General features: G+C 50.9%; 18 protein-coding genes and 2 pseudogenes. 10 read left to right on the forward strand and 10 right to left on the reverse strand.

Annotated features, from left to right (window positions below; translation table 11 throughout):
- Positions 1-191 precede the first annotated feature (191 nt).
- Positions 192-4,340, forward strand: a complete 4,149-nt coding sequence (locus OIM59_RS05915; protein ID WP_303895691.1) for an ATP-binding protein — start codon at positions 192-194, stop codon at positions 4,338-4,340.
- Between the two features lie 33 nt (positions 4,341-4,373).
- Here OIM59_RS05915 and OIM59_RS05920 read toward each other — a convergent pair whose 3' ends face one another.
- From OIM59_RS05920 to OIM59_RS05930, 3 genes are all read right to left on the reverse strand, one after another.
- Positions 4,374-5,276 carry an AraC family transcriptional regulator gene (locus OIM59_RS05920; protein WP_299168499.1) on the reverse strand — a complete coding sequence of 301 codons (903 nt, stop codon included), beginning with the start codon at positions 5,274-5,276 and terminating at the stop codon, positions 4,374-4,376.
- A 78-nt stretch (positions 5,277-5,354) separates the two neighbouring features.
- Positions 5,355-5,753, reverse strand: coding sequence for an FKBP-type peptidyl-prolyl cis-trans isomerase (locus OIM59_RS05925; protein WP_072542485.1), 399 nt, complete (start codon positions 5,751-5,753; stop codon positions 5,355-5,357).
- Positions 5,754-5,797: 44 nt separating this feature from the next.
- Positions 5,798-6,289, reverse strand: a complete 492-nt coding sequence (locus OIM59_RS05930; RefSeq protein ID WP_303895694.1) for a DUF4112 domain-containing protein — start codon at positions 6,287-6,289, stop codon at positions 5,798-5,800.
- A gap of 142 nt (positions 6,290-6,431) precedes the next feature.
- Between OIM59_RS05930 and OIM59_RS05935 the strand changes: the two genes are divergently transcribed.
- The 3 genes and pseudogenes from OIM59_RS05935 to OIM59_RS05945 all read left to right on the forward strand — a co-directional run bounded on the left by OIM59_RS05935 (position 6,432) and on the right by OIM59_RS05945 (position 11,092).
- The gene (locus tag OIM59_RS05935) at positions 6,432-9,884 is read left to right on the forward strand and encodes an AAA domain-containing protein (protein WP_303895695.1); all 3,453 of its coding nucleotides are present in this window, start codon (positions 6,432-6,434) and stop codon (positions 9,882-9,884) included.
- 65 nt (positions 9,885-9,949) lie between these two features.
- Positions 9,950-10,690: pseudogene (locus tag OIM59_RS05940) on the forward strand (MBL fold metallo-hydrolase); the annotation flags it as partial.
- Positions 10,691-10,717: 27 nt separating this feature from the next.
- On the forward strand, positions 10,718-11,092 hold the full coding sequence (locus OIM59_RS05945) for a (deoxy)nucleoside triphosphate pyrophosphohydrolase (RefSeq protein ID WP_303898176.1): 375 nt from the start codon (positions 10,718-10,720) through the stop codon (positions 11,090-11,092).
- On the opposite strand, the gene OIM59_RS05950 is transcribed toward OIM59_RS05945, so the two are convergent.
- Genes OIM59_RS05950 through OIM59_RS05965 form a run of 4 tightly spaced genes read right to left on the reverse strand, consistent with a single transcriptional unit; the run spans position 11,089 to position 12,338 of the window.
- Entirely contained in the window at positions 11,089-11,397 is a 309-nt protein-coding gene (locus tag OIM59_RS05950; RefSeq protein WP_177866108.1) for a DUF3784 domain-containing protein, read from the reverse strand. The genes OIM59_RS05945 and OIM59_RS05950 overlap by 4 nt on opposite strands.
- 34 nt (positions 11,398-11,431) lie before the next feature.
- Positions 11,432-11,656, reverse strand: a complete 225-nt coding sequence (locus tag OIM59_RS05955) for a DUF3791 domain-containing protein (RefSeq protein WP_177866110.1) — start codon at positions 11,654-11,656, stop codon at positions 11,432-11,434.
- Entirely contained in the window at positions 11,653-12,123 is a 471-nt protein-coding gene (locus OIM59_RS05960) for a DUF3990 domain-containing protein (RefSeq protein WP_303895697.1), read from the reverse strand. The genes OIM59_RS05955 and OIM59_RS05960 overlap by 4 nt, the downstream gene beginning before the upstream one ends.
- Positions 12,120-12,338 (reverse strand): DUF3791 domain-containing protein, encoded by a 219-nt coding sequence (locus OIM59_RS05965; RefSeq protein ID WP_177866114.1) that lies wholly within the window; start codon positions 12,336-12,338, stop codon positions 12,120-12,122. Before OIM59_RS05965 ends, OIM59_RS05960 begins: the two co-directional genes overlap by 4 nt.
- 216 nt (positions 12,339-12,554) lie before the next feature.
- Between OIM59_RS05965 and OIM59_RS05970 the strand changes: the two are divergent.
- From OIM59_RS05970 to mcrC, 5 genes and pseudogenes are all read left to right on the forward strand, one after another.
- A pseudogene (locus OIM59_RS05970) lies at positions 12,555-13,205 on the forward strand (DUF3427 domain-containing protein); the annotation flags it as partial.
- A 67-nt stretch (positions 13,206-13,272) separates the two neighbouring features.
- The gene (locus OIM59_RS05975) at positions 13,273-13,872 is read left to right on the forward strand and encodes a Fic family protein (protein WP_303895700.1); all 600 of its coding nucleotides are present in this window, start codon (positions 13,273-13,275) and stop codon (positions 13,870-13,872) included.
- A 230-nt stretch (positions 13,873-14,102) separates the two neighbouring features.
- Positions 14,103-15,218, forward strand: coding sequence for a hypothetical protein (locus tag OIM59_RS05980; RefSeq protein WP_299168478.1), 1,116 nt, complete (start codon positions 14,103-14,105; stop codon positions 15,216-15,218).
- Complete coding sequence (locus OIM59_RS05985) at positions 15,107-16,366, forward strand: AAA family ATPase (RefSeq protein ID WP_299168475.1); 1,260 nt, start codon at positions 15,107-15,109, stop codon at positions 16,364-16,366. Before OIM59_RS05980 ends, OIM59_RS05985 begins: the two co-directional genes overlap by 112 nt.
- A complete protein-coding gene (mcrC, locus tag OIM59_RS05990) occupies positions 16,359-17,399 on the forward strand; it encodes a 5-methylcytosine-specific restriction endonuclease system specificity protein McrC (protein WP_303895701.1) in 1,041 nt (346 codons plus the stop codon). The genes OIM59_RS05985 and mcrC overlap by 8 nt, the downstream gene beginning before the upstream one ends.
- 1 nt (position 17,400) lies before the next feature.
- Here mcrC and OIM59_RS05995 read toward each other — a convergent pair whose 3' ends face one another.
- Both OIM59_RS05995 and OIM59_RS06000 read right to left on the reverse strand, forming a co-directional pair.
- Positions 17,401-18,474, reverse strand: coding sequence for a glycerate kinase (locus OIM59_RS05995; RefSeq protein WP_303895702.1), 1,074 nt, complete (start codon positions 18,472-18,474; stop codon positions 17,401-17,403).
- 52 nt (positions 18,475-18,526) lie between these two features.
- Positions 18,527-19,372 (reverse strand): hypothetical protein, encoded by an 846-nt coding sequence (locus OIM59_RS06000; RefSeq protein WP_299168468.1) that lies wholly within the window; start codon positions 19,370-19,372, stop codon positions 18,527-18,529.
- Between the two features lie 222 nt (positions 19,373-19,594).
- On the opposite strand from OIM59_RS06000, the gene OIM59_RS06005 reads away from it, so the two are divergent.
- Positions 19,595-20,212 carry a hypothetical protein gene (locus OIM59_RS06005; protein WP_299168466.1) on the forward strand — a complete coding sequence of 206 codons (618 nt, stop codon included), beginning with the start codon at positions 19,595-19,597 and terminating at the stop codon, positions 20,210-20,212.
- A gap of 106 nt (positions 20,213-20,318) precedes the next feature.
- On the opposite strand, the gene OIM59_RS06010 is transcribed toward OIM59_RS06005, so the two are convergent.
- The gene (locus OIM59_RS06010; RefSeq protein ID WP_303895704.1) at positions 20,319-20,618 is read right to left on the reverse strand and encodes a glutaredoxin-related protein; all 300 of its coding nucleotides are present in this window, start codon (positions 20,616-20,618) and stop codon (positions 20,319-20,321) included.
- Between the last annotated feature and the right edge of the window lie 112 nt (positions 20,619-20,730).

A 20,730-nucleotide genomic window follows, 5' to 3' on the forward strand; every position in this document is an offset into this window, starting at 1 on the left:
GGATGATTTTCATCTTTTGCAAAGCTATGAATTTATGGATTCGGTCAAGGTGGGTAAACGTCGCATTAATGGGGGGTATTCTTCTTATCACCGCTTTTTTAGGGGTGAAATTTGTTTTTTTCACCTCCAGAAGGCGTTTTGTGGAGGATTTTTGTTTTCTTTGCATTTGTTTACTAGACTAAATCTAAAGAATGAAAAATTACACGCTCATACTTCTCTTTCTTTTGGGGTTGGCGTTCCCGTCAAAGGCACAACGGTTGCTGGAAAAAGATTTCCAGGTGCTGAACATGAACGACGGAATTGCCGACAATGACATCCATTCCATTGAAAAAGATACCGAAGGTTTTATCTGGTTCGGTACCAGCAGCGGGTTGAGCCGCTACGACGGGCAGGCATTCAAGACTTTTCGCATCACGGGAGCTCCTCATCGCACGGTAGGGAAAGTGGTCTCACTGAATAAAGATTATTTGCTGGTCCGTTCGGAGCGGACGCTGTTTCTGTTCGACAAGCAGCGGGAAAAGTTTCTCTCCCTGTGGGATGCGGAACGGAACCGGATTGTGGACTTTAGCCGTTTCGTGGCGACCGGCGACGGGCATTGCTGGGGAGTGGCCGGAAACACGCTTTCGGAAATGGATTTGTCTACGGCCTCCTTTCGCGCAGATACGGCTTTTGTCCGTCTGCAATCTACGGTCAAGGTGGAATCGGAGCAGGAACTTATGATGCTCTGTCTGGGAGAAGACGGGAAGAGTCTTTATGGTATAGGCCGGAAAGGTACGGCATACCGTTACGACCGGAGACAGAAGCGGATGGAAACGCTTTGCGTCCGGCCCATGCAGCGGGATGTGCTGGTTACTTCGGCATTGCAAGGGGATAATTTCCTGTGGATAACGACTCTCGGCGACGGATTGTATGCTTACGACCTGACGACCCGTGCGGTGCGTCATTGGAACTACAATCCAGCCAACCGCAACGAACAGCTCTCGCACAACGATGTGTTCCAGCTTTTGCCGCTGGGAGATTCCCGCTACATGGCCTTGACATGGAACGGCTATACGCTGCTTACGCTGACACCGGAGCGGGAACTGAAGATGCAGGCTTTTCACTCTTTCGGAAACAGCGGCAACCAGTATATCGAGACGCGCATGGTGACCGGTTATTACGACCCGGAAGGTTTGCTGTGGATTGGAACGGAAGGTGGCGGTGTGCTGTATTCCGACTTGCGCCAGCTTTTCTATTTGCAATATTCGCAGGTACATTCCAATGAGATATGCGGCATTCAGTTGGACAAGAAGGGATATCTCTGGCTGGCCACCTTTCACAAGGGACTGATGCGCAGCACGCAGCCTTTTGATTCGGCTCTTCCCTTGGACTTTCAGCCGGTAACTCCCGGTGTGGCAGCCGTACACACCGTGCTTTGCAGTGCGGCGGATGCGCATGGCGGACTTTGGTTTGGTTCCCGGAACGGGAGTGTGCTCCGGTATGGGGAAGACGGCAGCTGGCAGGCGCTTGTCTTGGGGAAGGAGACATCGCCTGAGGTATGGAGTCTTCTGCCTTTGTCGGGAAATGAGGCTTGGGTCGGTACGAGTAACGGACTTTACCGGGTGAATCTCCGCAAGGGGACTTCGGTGAAGGTGGAATGGAACAATACGCAGATTCCCGACTACATTCAGGTGCGTGCACTGGCTCTTAGTGATGCCCGCACATTGTGGCTCGGTACGACCCGTGGACTGTTGCGCCTCACGATGGAAGGCAACCGGGTGGTACGCTCCTATGCCGGTTATGAGAGGGCGGCAGGACTCTCGGCCGAGGATGTGGGAGTACGGGCTCTTCTATGGGGAACCGACCAAGTCTTGTGGGTGGGGTATGCCGGCAATGGACTGGGAGTCTGTTCGCCTGGCGACAACCGGATTTTGTTCCGGTATACCACGGAAGAGGGCTTGTGCAGCAATTTTGTGACGGCTTTGGCCGAAGACGGTGACCATTCCTTGTGGGTGGGTTCCAATTCCGGTATCTCCCGCCTGAGCCGTCATTTGCAGTCGTTCTACAATTTCTATATCTCAGGCAGCAACCGTTCTGTTTTCTTCGGAAAGGATTTCCTGTTCTGGGGAAATCACAGCACACTGACTTATTTCCGTCCCTCTCGGCTCCGCTTTCATTATCCCATCGAAAGGGGAAGGGTGGTGTTCACCGACCTGGAGGTGAACCATGCATCGGTGCAGATTGGCGAGCACGTGAACGGGCAGGTGGTTTTGCCCCGCTCCTTGCTCTATACCACGAGTCTGCATCTGAACCATGCCAACCGGAACTTTTCGCTTTCGTTCTCCAACCTGCTTTACCTGCACAAGCTGCAGAAATACCTGTACCGTCTGTACCCGTATCAGGAGGAATGGATTATGGCCGACGAGGGAGACAAAATCTCCTACGACCGACTGCCCGCGGGAGAATATACGTTTCAGGTGAAGACGGTCTTTCAGGACCAGAGTGAGGGCGAGGTGAGCAGTCTGGCCATCGTAGTCGACCCGCACTGGAGCGAGACGTGGTGGTTCCGTCTGCTGGTGGCTGTGGGACTGATAAGCATGGTACTGGTCTATATCCATCGTGTGCGGCTGAAAGAGAAGCGCGTACAGTATGAACTGCGGTTGGAGCATGAGCTGTTTACGGTGAACATGGAGCGCAACAAGGAAATCGAGCTCCGTAAGGAACGGGAAGACTTCTTTACGATGGCGGCTCATGAGCTGCGCACCCCGCTCACCCTGATACTGGCTCCTTTGCGGGAACTCCTGCACAAGACACCGGCCTCGCATCCTTTCTATGCCAAGTTGTCCATGATGTTCAAGTATGCCGAAGGACTGCATACCCTGACCGACCGTCTGCTTTACATCCAGAAGGCAGAAGCCGGGATGGTGAAGCTCCGTCTGTCGCAGGTGGATGTGGAAGCCCTGCTGGTGGATGTGGCACAGGGATTCCAGTCGCTGGCTGCCGAACGGAAGATGGACTATGCCTGGGAACTTGCGCCGGACTGTGTGCCGGTATGGGCCGACCGGGAGAAACTTTCGTCGGTGATGCAGAACCTGATATCGAATGCATTCAAATACACGCCGGAAGGAGGGAAAATCCGTCTGAAGGTAGAGCGGAAAGAAATAGACGGGAAGCATTTCTGCTGTCTGTCAGTGAGCGACACCGGCAAAGGCATCGATGCCGATTTGTTGCAGCATATCTTCGACCCTTTCGTGACGGGCAAAGAGGCGCCTTCCGTATCCACCCGTATGGGAGTGGGGCTGAAAATCGTAAAACACATCGTGGAGATGCACCATGGAAGGGTCACTGTGGATAGTGAGCCGGGCAAGGGTAGCCTGTTCCGCGTGTACCTGCCCGAAGGAAAATCGCATTTCAGTGAAGACGACTGTACATGGGAAGAAGCGTCCGTTTCTGCCGTGCCGCAGGAAACGGCTCCCGCTTCGCCGGAACTGATTCTCCCCGTAAATCTGGAAAAGGCTGATGGAGAGGAGGAGAAACAGGCCGCTGCCCGCCAGACGGTGCTTGTAATAGAAGACAACCCGGACATGCGCCGCTACTTGTGCGACCTGATGCGGAAGCAGTATCGGGTGCTGGAAGCTGAAAACGGAGAAGAAGGTTTGAAGACAGCCGTGGAGCAGGTGCCCGACCTGGTGCTGTCGGATGTGATGATGCCCGTGATGGACGGATTCACCTGCTGTGCCGAATTGCGCAAGCGGAAGGAAACGGCCCACATCCCCGTCTTGATGCTCACCGCCAAGGCCGAAGACAGGGACAGCGTGGAAGCCTCCCGGCGGGGAGCCGACGACTACCTGCGCAAGCCGTTCAATCCGGAAGTGCTGCTGGCCAAGATAGCCTGTCTGCTCGACATGCGCCGCCGCCTGAAACAGATTTACACCCGTACGCTGCTGCATGCGTCGTCTGCCTCGTCAGCTTCGACGGAAAAACCGGAAAGTACGGAAAACGAATTTATGCAGAAGGTGTGGGCCTGCATCGAGGCGAATGTCAGCAATCCCGATTTCAATGTCAAGGTGCTGGCGAGCGAACTCCATCTCAGCCTGGCTACTCTCTACCGCAAGCTGAAGCAGCATACCGACCTTTCGGCCGTGGAACTGATTCGCCACATCCGCATGACCAAGGCCGCCTTGCTGCTGATGGAGACCAGTCTCTCGGTGACGGAAGTGGCCGAGCGCGTAGGCTTCAACGACCTGCCCACCTTCCGTAAGCATTTCACAGACATGTTCGGCGTTTCTCCTTCCAAATATGCCGAGAGCGGGCAGGGCAGAAACAACAAGTCCCAGCCAGAGGCCGGGACCGGGGTGTGATAAATCAATCAGAGGAATATCGTGCGGATGAGTTTATCCGCACTGGCTCCGGTATTCGTTCGGGGTGTGTCCCACCAGCCGCTTGAACATCCGGCTCATGTGTTGCGGGTACTGGAAGCCCAGGCTGTAGGCAATCTCGCTCATGGGCTTGGTGGTGGAGAGCAACAGGTCTTTAGCCTTTTCAATCACCTTTCCCTGAATGTATTCCGAGGCTGTCCGTCCCGTCTGCCGGCTGATCATGTCGCCGAAATAGTTGGGCGAGAGGAAGACCTTCTCCGCAAAGTATTTCACGGTAGGCAGTCCCTCTTCCTGCGGTGCCGGACTGTCGAAATACTCGTCGAGCAGCTGTTCAAAGCGTACGATGATGTCCTTGTTGGAAGCCTCGCGCGTGGTGAACTGCCGTTCGTAGAAGCGCATGCAGTAGTCCAGCAGCAGTCCGATGTTGGCCGTAATCAGGCGGCGGCTGTGCTTGTCGGCGGGGCGTCGCAGTTCCGTGTCAATCTTTTTCAGGCAGTCCATCACCGTGCGCCGTTCGTCCTCCGACACGTGCAGTGCCTCGCGGGTTTCATAGGAGAAAAAGGAGTAATGCTTGATGTCCCTTCCCAGCTGCGTGCCCCGGATAAAATCCGGATGAAACAGCAGTCCGTGGCATTGGGGCAGCGTGCCTTCCTTCATACGGAAAGAGGCCACCTGACCCGGGGCGAAACAGACAATCGTCCCCTCCTGGTAGTCGTAGGGCTGGCGTCCGTAGGTGATGTCTCCGCAACAGATTTCTTTCAGGAACAGGGCATACACCCCATAGTTGACTTTAAACTCCTGCGGCCACCGCGTAGCCTTCGACAAGTCGACCACGCTGACCATCGGGTGCAGGGTCTCCAGTCCGAAGAGCCGGTTGTATTTTTCCACTGAATCCAGTTCAATCACTTCTTCTTTCATCGTCTTTCCTCCGTTTATTCTCTGGCAAATTTACGATTTATTCTTGGGAATCGCAACATCCCTTGGGAGGCTCTTTCCTTACGCTATCCCCAACAATTCAATCTCAAAAATCAGGGTGGAGCCTCCGGGAATGCCGGGCTGTGAGAACTTGCCGTAGCCCATCTCTGCCGGGAGGTAAATCTCCCATTTGTCGCCCACGCACATCTGCTGCATCGCGATGATCCATCCCTCAATGAGGTCGCTCAGGCGGAAAGCGGCAGGAGCCCCTCCGCGGCTGCTGTCAAACTTCTTCCCGTTGATGGTCCATCCCGTGTAGTGTGCGGTGACGATGCTCCGCGGCGTGGGATGCTTGCCGTCGTTCGCACCCGAAGCCAGTACCTTGTAGTAGATTCCCTTGGGGAGTGCCTGTACTCCCTCTTCCTTCGCTTTTTCGGCCAGCCAGTCTTTGTTGGCCTGCATGTATTCTTTCTTTCCCATTTGCAAATGATTTTGGTGTAAAGATACGGATTTTCCCCGAAAAGTTAAAACAGTCCCTGTATCCATCCCCACAGCTCCATACTGAGATAGACCACCGCCTTGGCAAGCCAATAGATGAGCACGCACAGCAGCAGGATGCCCACGGCGGTGAGTACAGCCTTGCGGTTCACCTCCCGGATGATTTCCTGGTCGCCCTCCACGAAGCCCACAATCAGCCGGAAGTTCTTGGTGTACGAGCGGCTGAAAATGTCCAGCAAGTCGCCAATCCAGAGCGGAATGATGCCCAGCAGCATGTCCGTCAGCATGTTGTAGACGATGGCCAGGGTGAGGGGGATGGACTTGATTCTGAACAGGGACACGGCGAGAAAAGGCAGCATCATGACAGACGAGAAGATGTCGCCTGCCGTCGGGAAAAGCAGGCCGATGAGAGGGTCCAGAAAATACCGGTCCATCACGTTCTTGATAGTCCTGATCAGTCGGTAGAGCGGGTCGGTTTCCCACTGCATGCGCTTTATATGTCGTTTCGTATGCTCCATTTAGTCACTTGTTGGGTACAAAGATACGAATATTTTGGATGTGTCCTTTCAATTGTTTTTAGGTAAAATTACGCTTTATTACAGCCGTATTGTTTTGAGTGTGGCGGAATGCGCCTATTTTTGTCACATTATTTGTGAACCTATGGACAAAAAACTGCTTAAATACTGGAAAACCTGTCTGCTGGATGCCGAATGGAGCAACAACCCCTCCAATCAGGAACCGCGTGTTACGTTGAGAATTGGTCGCCGGATGCCGGAATATCTCCTTAAAAAAGACCGGGAGCTGCTTTTCCCGGACGAGACAGACCCTCCAAAGAAGCACAGTGTACGTATTGCTCCCTGTGTGCTGCTTCCCGAATATGAAAATGGCAAGCTCCTCGGCAGGCCATTCCCTGAATATCCTTTTTTCATCACTTATACCTTGTGGCCCGACGGTCGGTTGGGCATGCCGGAAAACCCGCTGGAGCGGGTGCCGGTGTTTGTCCGTAGGTTTCTTTCTCCCAATGCCAAGGACGACCGTACGATTGCTTCCCTTGCGGAGGTGGACTGTCTGCTGAAGGAATTCCCGTTGGAGCTGGCCGATGAGAAGGCTTATTGGCGGGCATGTGAGGGATTGTTCCGTAAGGCTACCGGAATGGCTTTCTCTGAAATGAACTATTCGGAGTGTCCGGAGATTGCGGTTACAAAGGCACCGGCCACGGGAATGGCACAGAATATTCTGCGACTTTACGACAAGTTGCTGGACAGCCGTGACGACTTTCCCCTGCTGGAATGTCTGACGCGTTGTGAATGTGAGCCGCTGCTTCCGTTGCCCGACCGGAAAGAAGTATATGCCAACCGGAAACATCTGGCGCAGATGAGCGGTGATTTTCCCTTGTCCGTCTCCCAACGCGAAACCTTGGCCATGTACACCCACCCCCGTTGCAGTCGGATTTTTGCCGTCAACGGCCCTCCGGGAACGGGAAAGACCACCTTCCTGCAGACGGTCATCGCCAACCGACTGGTGAATTCCGTACTGTCGGGAGGAGAGCCCGAGCTCATTGTGGCCAGTTCTGTCAACAACCAGGCCATTACGAACATTCTCAAGGATTTCAAGATAGAAGCTGCGGATTCGGATGATTCCGAGGTACGTCTGGCCGAGCGCTGGCTGCCGGAACTGGATACACTGGGCTTGTATCTGTCCGGAAAGGAAGGCGAGGCCGACCGTTATGCCATGATGCTGAACACTAAAGGAACGGGTTTCCCGAAAACCTACGACCAGCCGGAGCGGGTGGACGAGTACCGTACGTATTACCTGGAGCGCTTCAACCGTCATTTCCATGCTTCCTGTCAGGACGAGACGGAGTGTCAGGACTACCTGCGCGGTCGGATGATGCTTTTGAAGATGCGGATTCATACAGGTCTGGAAGCTGCCGTACAGAAAGAATGTGGTGCCGGAAGCGGAGACGGAAGCTTTTGGGCCCGGATGATACATCGCTTCTGCAAGTCCTCTACTGCCTATGAAGAATTTGTGGCCCAGTGGGAGGAAAATGATGATTTCAAGAAATGCTATACCCGACTGACCAGGGAAGAGGAATATAAGGACTTGCCCTGCATGGACGACATGGCCGTGCGACTGGACATCAGTTACCGTTATCAGATGTTCTGGTATGCCATCCACCATCGGGAGGCCGAGTTCATCCGTCGCCTGAGTTGTTGTACCGGAAACCTCAACAGTGAAGACCGCGGGGTGTATCTCGCCCGGTTGAGGCGTCTGGCCTGCGTGTTGCCGGTATTCATCTCTACGTTCCATTCTCTTCCCCGCTATATGACTTGCACCTGCGGAGATGAAAAGTTCGTTCCCCTTTACAATACCATCGACCTGCTCATTGTCGACGAGTCGGGGCAGGTGTCGCCCGAACTGGCCGTACCTTCGTTCAGCCTGGCGCGGCAAGCCATTCTCGTGGGCGATGTGGAACAGATAGAGCCCATCTGGCCCGTGTCTGCCGAATATTCCTTTCTCAATCTCAAGCGCTTCGGGGTGGTGGCTTCGGAAGAAGACCCGCTCTACGGTTTCCTGTCCGAACACGGTTTCCTGTCCTCTTCCGGAAGCCTCATGAAGATGGCCCGGAAAAGTTGCAGTTTCCAGGTGGACGGCGAACGGGGCGCCTTCCTGCGCGAACACCGCCGCTGCCTGGATGCCATCATCGCCTATTGCAACGATTACGTGTATCATGGGCGGTTGGTTCCTCTGAAAGGTGACCGTCCGAAGTATACGGCTATTCCCGCCAAAGGCTATGTGCATGTGAACGGATTCAGCCGGAGAGGAAAGACCGGAAGCCGCTTCAACGAAGCCGAAGCCACTGCCATCGTAGCCTGGCTGGTCCGTGAAAAAGAAGGGCTGGAAAAAGCTTATGGGAAACCCATCCATCAGGTGGCCGCCATCGTCACCCCGTTCAAGGCACAGGAACGTCTGTTGCGCAACCTGTTGTCCAGCTTGTCCTCCCAGGAGGCTGAGCTGTTTGCACCAATGACCATCGGCACCGTCCATTCGCTGCAGGGAGCCCAGTATCCGCTGGTGCTTTTCTCGCCTGTCAATTCGCCGGAAGACCCTTCCTTCTTTATGGAAGCGGGCGGAAAATACAACATGCTCAATGTAGCCGTATCGCGGGCGCAGTATCATTTCCTGGTGTTCGGCAACATGAACATCTTCCATCCCGACCGGGACACGCCGTCGGGTAACCTGGCCAAATGGCTGTTCGACGGTCTGCAGGACGAAATGTCAGGCGGTTTTGTCTATCAGGCCGAGCGTCCCTTGTGCCGTTATACCGAAGTCGACCGCCTGTCCACCCTCGAAGCCCATCGGGAGATTCTGCGTAGGGCGATTCAGACGGCCCGTCGTCGCGTGGTAATTGTGTCGCCCTTCCTCTTTCTGACTGCCCTGAAGAGTGACAACCTGATTCCCCTTATTCAGGAAGCCGTGGAACGCGGAGTAGAAGTGGTGGTCTATACCGACCATTATTTGGGCAAGGAGCACGGTCTGTGGCGCGAAGATACCCTGAAAGCCCGCCGCGCACTGGTAGAGAACCACGTCAGTCTGCGGATTCTGAAAGGCATCCACAACAAGTCGTTGGCAGTGGACGACTGTCTGCTGGTGGAAGGCTCGTTCAACTGGCTTTCGGCCAATCGTGACGAGGAGAAAGCCCGTCACGAATGTTCCATCCGGGTACAGTTCCCGGCAGCTGCCACCTACATTGAGCGGCTGGAACAAGAACTGTCACAGATTGAAACGGAAACCGTCTTCTACCGTCCGCGGGGAGGCGAGGGCTTCAGTCCGGACTTCTTCCGTCCACCCTTTCACAATACTTGTCCGCAGAGTCTTCTGGCACATGTCCGTGAACAGGTCGGCCGGCTGGGTGTTCCCGCGGTATCCTCGCAGGAAAGTGTGCGGCAACTCCGGGAAAAGGCTCCGCGTCACGGAGCATTCTGGACCGACGAAGAAATGCAGCTCGTGTGGGAACTGATGAACTACACCAACGTTCTGAGTGTGTTCACCGACTGCCTGCAACGCAGCGAGCGCTCCATCCGGTATAAAGTGGAAGGCACGGCCTCTTAATTCCCGGGGCCTTCTGCTCCTTTCCGGCAAAAACGCTATCTTTGCATAAACTATTCAAGAAACCTATGCAACTCACCTATATCTTCCACAGCGGCTTTGCCCTTGAGACCGACCGCTGCATCCTCGTGTTCGATTACTGGATGGACCCTGCCGGCGTGATGCCCCGTCTGCTGCGGTCGCCCAAGCCGATGTACGTCTTCTCCAGCCATTTCCACGAAGACCATTTCAACCGCGACATCTTCTCCTGGCGGACCGCGAAGACGAACCTCCGCTACATCCTTTCGAAAGACATCCTGAAGCACCGCCGTGCGCAGAAGGACGAAGCCGACGCCTGGCTGGGCAAGGGGGCCACGTGGGAAGACGAGCTGGTGCATGTGGCCGCCACCGGAAGCACCGACAGCGGCGTGTCGTGGGTGATTGAGACCGGCGGCAAGCGTATCTTCCATGCCGGCGACCTGAACAACTGGTACGCCCGCTTCCTGACCGACGACTACCACGGAGGTACGGTCTACAGTCCCGAATTCGGCATGGACATCGACCCTCTGAAGGAAGAGAAATGTTACCTGGGCGAGCTGAAAGACATCCGCAAGCTCACCGACCGTTTCGATGTGGTGATGTTCCCCGTAGACGGGCGCATCGGCAACGGCTACACCCGTGGGGCCCGTCAGTTTCTCGATGTGTTCCGCGTCGGCCTGTTCGTGCCCATGCATTTCGTGGCCAGCGGCTTCGAATCGGCCTGGCGGATGAAAGAATTCACCGACGCCCAGTCCGTCCCGTTCTGGAGCATCCGGCAGGAAGGAGAAACGTACGTGGTGGGCAAGCGCATCGAAGTGGTGGCAGCGGTCATCGTCCGCGACGGGAAGTACTTCGCCACCCAGCGCGGCTACGGCGAGTTTAAGGATTACTGGGAGTTTCCCGGCGGGAAGATGGAGCCGGGCGAGAGCAGGGAAGAGGCTCTGGTGCGGGAAATCCGCGAGGAGCTGGACACGGACATCCGGGTGGAGGCCTTCCTCACCACGGTGGACTGCGAGTATCCGTCGTTCCACCTCACCATGCACTGCTATCTTTGCTCGGTGGTTTCCGGCAGCCTGGTGCTGAAGGAGCACGAGAACGCCGCCTGGCTGAAGCGGGAGGAACTGGAGAGCGTGGCATGGCTTCCGGCGGATGTGAAGGTGGTGGAGGAGATTATTGCCCAAGCCCCCTGTTAATTGTGGTCGTACCGTTGAGCACCTATCAGCAGATAAATGACTCCTGCAATGGGCATTACTATGGAACAGACGTTGATAGCTGATGCTTCGTCCATGAAAAGCCTTAGAAGCAGGTAGCCCACAAAAACTAGTAAGCCGATTGCACAGAACACACGGCACATAAAGGCTTTGAGCCCTTTCACGTCGACTTTTTTCTGTTGCTCGGGCGTCATGGTGTTGTATCCAGCCATGAGTTTGGGAAATCTCCAGACGAGGAGGCCGAGCAGGATGAAGAAGGCTGAAAAGATGGGGATAAAAGGGTTCATATATGGGTAGGTTTTTCTGAGGGGGTGATAAGTATCAATTTTGATTCTCTAAATATTCATTCCAAATTTCAGTCGCCAGGTATTTGTCGCTCCGGCAATGTAGATCTGCAATGCCTTCATCAATAAGACTAGCCGTTTCAGAATTATAAAATACGTCCACCGCTTTATCAATGGGAATATGATACATTTCGCTCATATCATTGATAATGCGTGCATATTTTGCATCCATAATGATTTGTTTTTTTTCTTCTTCTGTCATAACTTTTTACTATCTATATAAGTCAAGCATTGTTGTAACATTTTATCCGATCGAATACAATATTGTATATTAGGCTTTTCAAAAATTAATCTTTTCAAAGCCTCTTCTTGATTAATTTCTCCGGCAAAGTATAAATCAAGTGTGAGAATGACCCTATCATTAGCAATTCCACCTACAATCATATCATATTCCTTTGTAGGTTCTCCAGATCGACATGCTGCCACAAAATCAAGCCATGATTTATCGTATTGATTAAAACGAAGAATATTCCATTCTTTTAAATCGTCTTTTAATTCATAGACATTTAACCAGGCATCTTTTTGACGGCGTAGAAAACGTTCGGCATATTTTATGGCTTGCTCATGTAAGGAGGTTAGATAGAATCCACGTACAAAATCTAAATAATCTCTGGAATGAGTCGTGTCGGGATGTTCCACAATTACAGTAGAGGCATGGTATAGTCTCATTTTTCAAGCACTCCTTTCTCCTTCATGAAATCAATCAAATCTTCCATCAGGTAGCGGGAGCCAAATGTGTGAAGCACATCGTATGAAGGAACGATGTATCCATACAGTATGCCCGACTGTTTCAGCCTGTTATACACTTCACGTTGTGGCAAATGAAGAATCCGTGAAAGACTTCCAATACAGTAGGTGACAAATTCAAGAATATTCTTATCCATACACTCCAATGATTTATATTCACAAAGATAAAGTTTTTCGGGATTCTTTCTCAAAATATGTCAGTCCGTTTCATTTTATTTTGTACTTTCAGCTTGAAATTCAGAAACCAGTGAGCGATGTTAAAGAAAGAATACCTCTGTGTGACCGATGATACCGACCTGACCGATGATTCCCTTTGGAACGGACAGCGCTACGTGATTGACCGGCTGGCCGACATGCTGTATTACGACCTCTTTCAGGAAAGAATCGACAAAACGGAATTCAAAGAGATAGGTATGTACGGGGCTCTGGCGTTGCTGCACGACGACCGTTACCGCTATTTCAAGCAGGAAGTCTCCGAAATCGTGTCTTATCTGCTGGCCCATTTGGAGATTACCACCATTCCGCTCGGCGATGAAGTATTGCCCTGTATCGAGCTTTACGGATGCTATACGCGTGAGGAAATATTTACCCTAGTCGGGCGGCAGACTTTGGAGAAAAGAATGTCTGGTTCGGTATCCGGTGTGTTCAATTTGCCGGAGTACGATGCCACCCTGCTTTTCGTCACGCTGAACAAATCGGACAAGGATTTTTCTCCTTCCACGCAATACGACGATTATGTCATCAACAAAGACTATTTCCATTGGCAGTCCAAGAATACCGACGCCCATCATAACCGTGGGGGACGGATTTACACCGAGCAACCTCAGCGGCACAACAAGATTGTGCTCTTTGTGCGTGAGGAAAAGAAAGATGGTTTTGGAAACACCTGTCCTTTCCATTGTTTCGGCCCCGTGGACTATGTTTCATCGCACGGTGATTTCCCCATGAACATCACCTGGCGACTGGAGCAACCGGTGATGCCGCAATACCTGAAAGTGGTGTGAAAAAGAGGGGATGAGTTTGTGGTAAAAAACGGACAAATGTGCGCTGGACATTAATTTGAAGACGACTATGCACATCACGTTTGGAGAAGGGAACACACGTACAACGGCTGTTTTCACTATTTTATATTTACGTTCTATTGGTTTTGAGGTGAGCAATAATCTGTTTGCCGATCATTCGTGGTATTTCCGTAATGCGTTGGTGAGAGCGAATTATAAGAATGCGCAGAAAGGGATTGATTACACACCTGTATATTTGGAACGCTTCTTCCGGAATCTGCTGTTGGGAGACCAATGGGACTTGCGCAATCGTTATCTTCACATTACCCCTTCCAGCGAATGGAAGAACCAGCCTAATCTGGCAGAAACTAGGAAGACAGGACAAGCTCAGGACAAGTTCAGGACAAGTTCAGGACAAGTTCAGGACAAGGTGCATACGGATAATCCGGATATAGAGCGTCTGGTAGCGGTGATTGGGAAAGACCAGATGTCCGTAAAGATGATGATGGAGAAATTGCAGTTAAAGGGGAGAGATAATTTTCTCCGTCTGTACCTTTTCCCAGCTTTGGAAGAGGGTTTTGTCACTTTACTGTATCCCGACAAGCCACGTCATCCCCGTCAGAAGTATCTTTTGACGGTAAAGGGACTGGCTTTGCTTTCGGAGTTGTAATTTTATTCTGTGTAAATTTTTTCTTATACCTATATATGACAAACATAAATTCAGATAATCTTACAAAGGTTATTGAGGCATACAAAGCTTACTTTAAAGAGCATTTTCCCGTTGAGATATATAAATGGAGAGCCGTGCGATGTTTTCTGGCTTACTGGGATATTGAAGCCCTTAATTTCAAGGATATGCTGATACAAGCATTAAGTAAAACAGAAAATTTGCTGACTTCAATGAATAATTATCCGAGGAAGATGTTGGAAGAGTTCTGTGAAGTAGATGAAACAAAGGTGCGCGAAATGTTTCGGGAACTATTTGATGAGAATCAGAATGTAGTTTTCCGAATCAATCAGTTTCGAAGGAATGCAGATGAACTGTTGAAACTATGGGGAAAGGGGAAGCAGCATTATCAGACGCTTAATGCAATTACCACCTACCTCTGGCTTCGGTATCCGGATAAGTATTATATTTATAAGTATTCTTGTGCCCGGAAAATGGTAAGGGAACTGATGCCTTCCATGGTACTTAAAAAAGGAAGTGGGGCAGAAGAAGTAGGTGAGGTTTTTAAGCTGTATGACAAGGTAGCTGAAGTGTTACAGAAGGATGCTGATATCAGGAAAATGCTGGATGGGGTGTTGACGGAGGATTGCTATCCCGATAAGGAATTGAAAATAGCTGTAATAGATTTGGCGTATTTTGTCGGCCGGTTTTATCACCCGGAATCAGTCTTGTTGCCAGAACCAGGGACGAAGGTGCAAACCTGGATTTACTCTCCTGGAGAAGGGGCCCGTAAATGGGATGAATGTGTAGCTAATGACAAGATGTATCTGGGTTGGGATGATATGGGAGATTTTGATCCGTATGAAACCCGTGAAGACATGAGGCTTCGGATGAAGGAATTGTACGGCGAGGAAAAGGATTACAGGAATGACAGTCTAGCTACTTGGGAGTTTACCAATGAAATGAATATAGGCGATGTGGTGTTTGCCAAGAAAGGTCGGGGGTGTATTATCGGACGGGGAATAGTCACTGGCGATTATGAATATGATAAGAACCGGGCGGAATACAGACATGTTAGAAGTATAAAATGGAATAAAGTGGGGGAATGGACTTTACAGGAACCTCTTGCAATGAAAACGCTGACTAACCTGACAGCTTATACGGATTACGTGAGGAAATTGAATGAACTGGTGGAAAGTGATATGGAGCCGAAAGCTGCTGGCAATTACTGGTGGCTGTGTGCAAACCCGAAAATCTGGAGTATGACGGATGGATGGTCGGAGAAGAACAGGACTACACACTCTATAACACAACTGGAAATAAACGGCGTGTCTTCCAACATTTCTTAGATGCCCGAGTAGGAGATAAGGTGGTCTGTTACGAGGCAAATCCCACTAAACAGATTACTGGACTGGCCGTAATCTCGAAGGAAAGCGATGGCGAAAGGATCTGTTTCCGGAAAGTAGAGACGCTGGCTTCGCCTGTAGAGTTGTCGGAAGTAAAAGCAGTACCTGAACTGGCAAATATGGAATTTCTGGTAAATCCGAACGGTAGTTTCTTCCATTTGACAGAAAAGGAATATACGACTTTGCTGAATCTTATTCGGGAGGAGAATGACAGTATTCAGCCGGAAAGATCCATTGAGAAATATACGAAAGAGGATTTTCTGAAAGAGGTGTTCATGAGTGAACAGGACTTTGATACTTTACAGCACCTGATTCGGAACAAGAAGAATGTGATTCTCCAAGGAGCTCCGGGGGTGGGAAAGACTTTCTGTGCCCGCCGTTTGGCACAGGCCATGATGGGCGAAAGGGATGAGAGCCGTATTGCGCTGATTCAGTTCCACCAGAATTATTCTTACGAGGACTTTGTGATGGGCTACAAGCCGGCAGGAGCGACCTTTGAGTTGCAGAAGGGTATATTCTATAAGTTCTGTATGCTTGCGGCCAATCATCCCGAAAAAGAATATTTCTTTATTATTGATGAGATTAACCGCGGAAACCTGTCGAAGATATTCGGGGAACTGTTGATGCTGATTGAGAAGGATTACCGGGGAGAAAAGTTGACGTTGGCTTATAAGGATGAGAAGTTTTTTGTACCGAGTAATCTGTATCTTATCGGTATGATGAATACGGCCGACCGCAGTCTGGCATTGATTGATTATGCGTTGCGTCGCCGGTTCAGTTTCTTTGAAATGAAACCTGGCTTTGACTCGGAGGTTTTCAAGGTTTATCTGAAGGAAAAAGACAATGTAAGGCTGAATGAGTTGGTGGAACAGGTGAAAGAACTGAACCGTCAGATTGCAGCAGATGATTCATTGGGAAAGGGATTTGAGATAGGGCATAGTTACCTGTGTACAAGGGAGGCTGTGACGGATGAATGGTTGAAGGAGGTGGTGAATTATGACATCCTTCCGATGCTGCGGGAGTATTGGTTTGATAACAAGTCGGAAGTGGATAGATGGTCGAACAAGTTAAACGGTATTTTCAATGACTAAGAACGGGACTATCTGGATTCGCAACGTGTATTATATGTTGTCGTATGCTTTTGAGGAACTGAAGAAGAATAATTATGAGTACATTGCTCGTGAAGAGTTCGAACGGATCCAAGACTTGTTTGCTGAAATTCTTTACAAGGGAGTATCGGCCCAATTGAAACGTGGATTACACCGGGAATATGTGAGCAAGACAGAAGATTTATCGATGTTAAAGGGACGTTTGGATATAAAAGGAACCATCAATAACCGGATGAGATGTCGGAATGTGCTGCGTTGTGAATACGATGATTTGTCGGAAAATAATCTGTTCAATCAGGTACTGAAGACAACTTTGTCGCTTTTATGCCACGAACGGAGTGTGTTGCCTGTACGAAAAGCAAAATTGAAACAGTTGATGTCTTTCTTTTCGGAGATAGACGGGATTGACCTCCGGAATATCCGGTGGAACGGTTTTGTGTATCAGCGAAACAATCAGACATATCGAATGCTGATGAATGTATGCTATTTCATTATTGACGGCATGCTTATGACAACAGAGGCTGGAAAATATCGTATGGCGACCTTTTCGGACGAACACATGTGTCGTTTGTTTGAACGGTTTGTGTTGGAATATTACCGGGTGCATCACCGTGAATTAGCCCCTAATCCAGACAGAATTGCATGGAACATTTGCACGGAAGAGACCACCATGATTGATTTTTTGCCTGCGATGCGGAGTGATATCGTGCTGCATCGGGGAGACCGAACCTTGGTCATTGATACAAAATATTATAGTCATGCCATGCAACGCCGTTTTGACAAGCCGACAATTCATTCTGCAAATCTGTATCAGCTGTTTACCTATGTGAAGAATCTGGACGTAGAAAATACGGGGAAAGTGAGTGGTTTGCTTTTGTATGCCAAAACAGACGAAGATATCACTCCCGATCTTACAGCCTTATTCGGTAAGAATCGCATGCGGGTAAAGACACTTGATTTGAACCAGAAATTCTCTAGTATAGCTAGACAATTGGAGGATTTGCTTGAATGGTAAATTATATCATATTCTCTTTACACACACTTTCCACCCACCTTCCAATATTCTCCCGGGCAACTTCCGGACGGATGGCTTCTTCAAGAGGCATGCCTTCGGGCGTGAGACTGTCCACGCGACTGAATCCGGCCTGGAGCAGCGGCTCGGCGTCGAGGGCTTGTCCGGCCACTAGCCAGGTGGGGACGTGGTGAGCTTGTGCGCGGCGCATCACCCGTTCCGGCAACTTGCCCATGAGGGTCTGACGGTCAGCACGGCCTTCACCGGTGAGGACCAGGTCGGTGTGGGTCAGGAGGGTATCGAAACCGCAGAGGTCGAGCAGGAGGTCGGCACCCGATTGCGTAGTGGCCTGAAGGTATTGCAGAAAAGCGTATCCCAGTCCCCCGGCAGCTCCGGCACCCGGCTGGGAGGAAGCATCTCTGCCCATGCGGCGGGCCGACTCCTCGGCAAACTGACGGGCACGGCGGTCCAGTTTCTCCACCATCTCCGGTGTGGCTCCCTTCTGCGGGGCAAACACGTGAGCCGCTCCTTCCGGTCCGTAGAGCGGGTTGCGCACGTCGCTGGCCAGGATGAAGCGGCATCCGGAGAGTGCCCCGTGCAGCACCTCTTCTATCCTTCCGTCCAGCGCCAGACAGTCGGTCAGACCCTGAAGCATCCCTTTTCCGGCATCGCTCGTGCCGCTTCCGCCCAGTCCGATGATAAAGCGGCGGCATCCGTGGCGTGCAGCATGGGCCACGAGCTCACCCACTCCGTAGGTAGTAGCCACCAGCGGGTTGCGCTCTTCGGCGGTCATCCGGGTCAGTCCGCAGGCTTGTGCGGTTTCGATGACGGCGGTTCCGTCGGGTGCGAGACCGTAGCGGGCGGTGACGGGGCGCATCAGCGGGTCGTGCACTTCCACTTCCTGCATTTCTCCATGCAGGGCGGCGATAAAGGCTTGCAGCATGCCTTCACCTCCGTCGGACATCGGGAGGGCATGTACTTCCACGCCGCGGGCGGTCAGGGCCTGCGAAAAAGCGGCTTCCACCTCTTCCGAGGAGAGGCAGCCTTTGAAAGAATCGAGGGCAAGTAAGATTCGCATAGGTTTGTAGTTCAGTGTAGCGATACTGACTACAAAATTACGTTTCTTCTGCTTATCGGCAAAATAAATTGTAACTTAAACCTATATGGAAGGCGAACATACCTTGGGCCTTGTTCGCCGGCTCTTCAGCCGCCATAACGAAGCCGATTCCTCCACTTGCTCCCAGACGCTTGTAAATCTGGTGGGTGTATTCCAGAAATCCCCCGAACCCGATTTCCGTTTTCTGGTGCTTGCTGAAATACTGTGGACCGGCATAAAGGCTCATTGCCAGAAATTTGGAAAGGTGCATCTGCACGCCTACGTTCCATAGGTAGCGTTTGTCGTCTGCTCTCTCGGACTTGAATTTTGTGTTGTAGCCAAACGCTACCGACAGACCGAATACCACAGGAGAAGTATAACGCAGACGAATCCCTGCATTGCCATAAGTAAAGCCGTAGCCTGCTTCCAGGTTGATGAGATGATTTTCGTTGTCCCAGCCCTTGGCATAGGTAAGATCAGCCAGTGCCCGTCCGGCGTTTGCGGCCCATTCACTGTCGGAAGAAGAAAAGGTGGGCGTTTGGTACTCACTTTCATTTGTCTGCGACTGGCTGTTGCTGTCAACGTGAGGGAAGAGTGTCGTAAAGACATAAGTGCGTATGGTCGGTTTGCCGGTTCCCATCGATACGCTTCCTGTGGGATTTTGAATCTGATTTCCTTCACAGTCGTATGCCTCAAACCAGCTCAAGGAATGAGGAATAGTGAGCTCTGTGACCAGCTGGAAGGTGCCGTAAGGTGTTTTCAAGGTGATGGGTGTACAAAGGTTGCCTCCGGCTTTGAATATGGTGTAATATTCGCTTTCAGCCTGGGCCATTTGGAAGCTTGTCCATAGCAGAAGGACAAGAAAAATACATTTTTTCATAATAGTACGGATTTAAGATGAAATTTCTGTACTACAAAGAAAGAAAATAGATTTGTTTTTCCTGTCATGGATTTTCAGGACGGGAGAAGTATAAAATAAATGACAGCCGAATGATAATATATGTGAAAATAGAGAGAGAAAGTGAAGACAGTAGTTGTTTCTTATCTTTTAATGAATATATTTGTATTTGTAAAATATGTCTAATTTTAAAATCTATTTACTATGGACGCCCAACCTAAAATCACACTCTCCGGAGTGTTGTCCGAGGGTATTGCCATCGGAATCAAAAATCTTGCTTCGTTGATAGTGGCCAGTCTTTTGTGGCTTGTCACCATTTGGATTCCCTACTTGAACGTGGGGACGACCATCGCCATGAGCACCATTCCCATCGAACTGAGCAAGGGAAAAGTCATTTCTCCGTTGTTTATCTTCGACGCGAAGTACAGGAAGTACATGGGAGAATATTTCACTTTGAAAGGAATGATGTGGATGGCCATTTTCCCGGCTTCGCTTTTTGTCATAGTGCCGGGTATGATTATTTCATTGGGATGGTCTCTGGCCTTGTTCATTCTGTTGGATAGAGGAGTGGCGCCAGGGGAGGCCATGATTCGCAGCAACAAAGCTACTTACGGTTACAAGTGGACTATCTTCGGAGTAGGATTCGTATTGAATGTCTTGTTTGTTATTCTGGCATTGATTCTGCTCCAGATTCCGCATATCGGCGTTCTGTTGGTTTTCATTCTGATAATCGTGCTGATGGTAGCCCGACTGGGTTGCAATTCCGTCATCTATCGCAACCTGGCAGGAAAGGAGGCAGCTGAAGAAGCTGTAGAAATGTGACAGACATGGTAATGTCTTTTTGAAAAGAGGCCGGAAGGAGTGGGGCAGAATATCAGTGATGCATGAACTCTTTCCGGCTTTTATGTCCTAATTCCGCGCTTCCCTCTCAACAACCGCTTCCGTCCAGGTTACAAGTGGCGCCTTCTTCCACAGGGCGTGAATGCAGTCCCGCATCTTCCGGGCTGAGGGTCACGGTGCCGTCTTCCAGCACGAAGCAGGGGATGCCCGCCGCACCGGTGCGCTTGGCTTCGTCGAACACGGGCGAGTGGTCGCGGAGCTTGAGGAAAGCCTTGAGGTTCTTCACATGCTGCCCGATGTCGATGATTTCGTATCGGTCGTTGCCTTTCACTTGTGCTTCCACGTAGGTGCAGTCGGGACAGGTGTCCATTCCATAAATCTTGATCATGGTCGTATCGTTTTTTTAGGATGATTCAATTTGTGGGGTAAAGATACGCATTTTCCCCGTTCCGGCGATGAAAAACTGCGGTGCAAGTGAATACCCGAAGGGGATAATCCGT

It is taken from the genome of Bacteroides mediterraneensis, assembly GCF_025993685.1.
GTDB classification, from domain to species: domain Bacteria; phylum Bacteroidota; class Bacteroidia; order Bacteroidales; family Bacteroidaceae; genus Phocaeicola; species Phocaeicola mediterraneensis_A.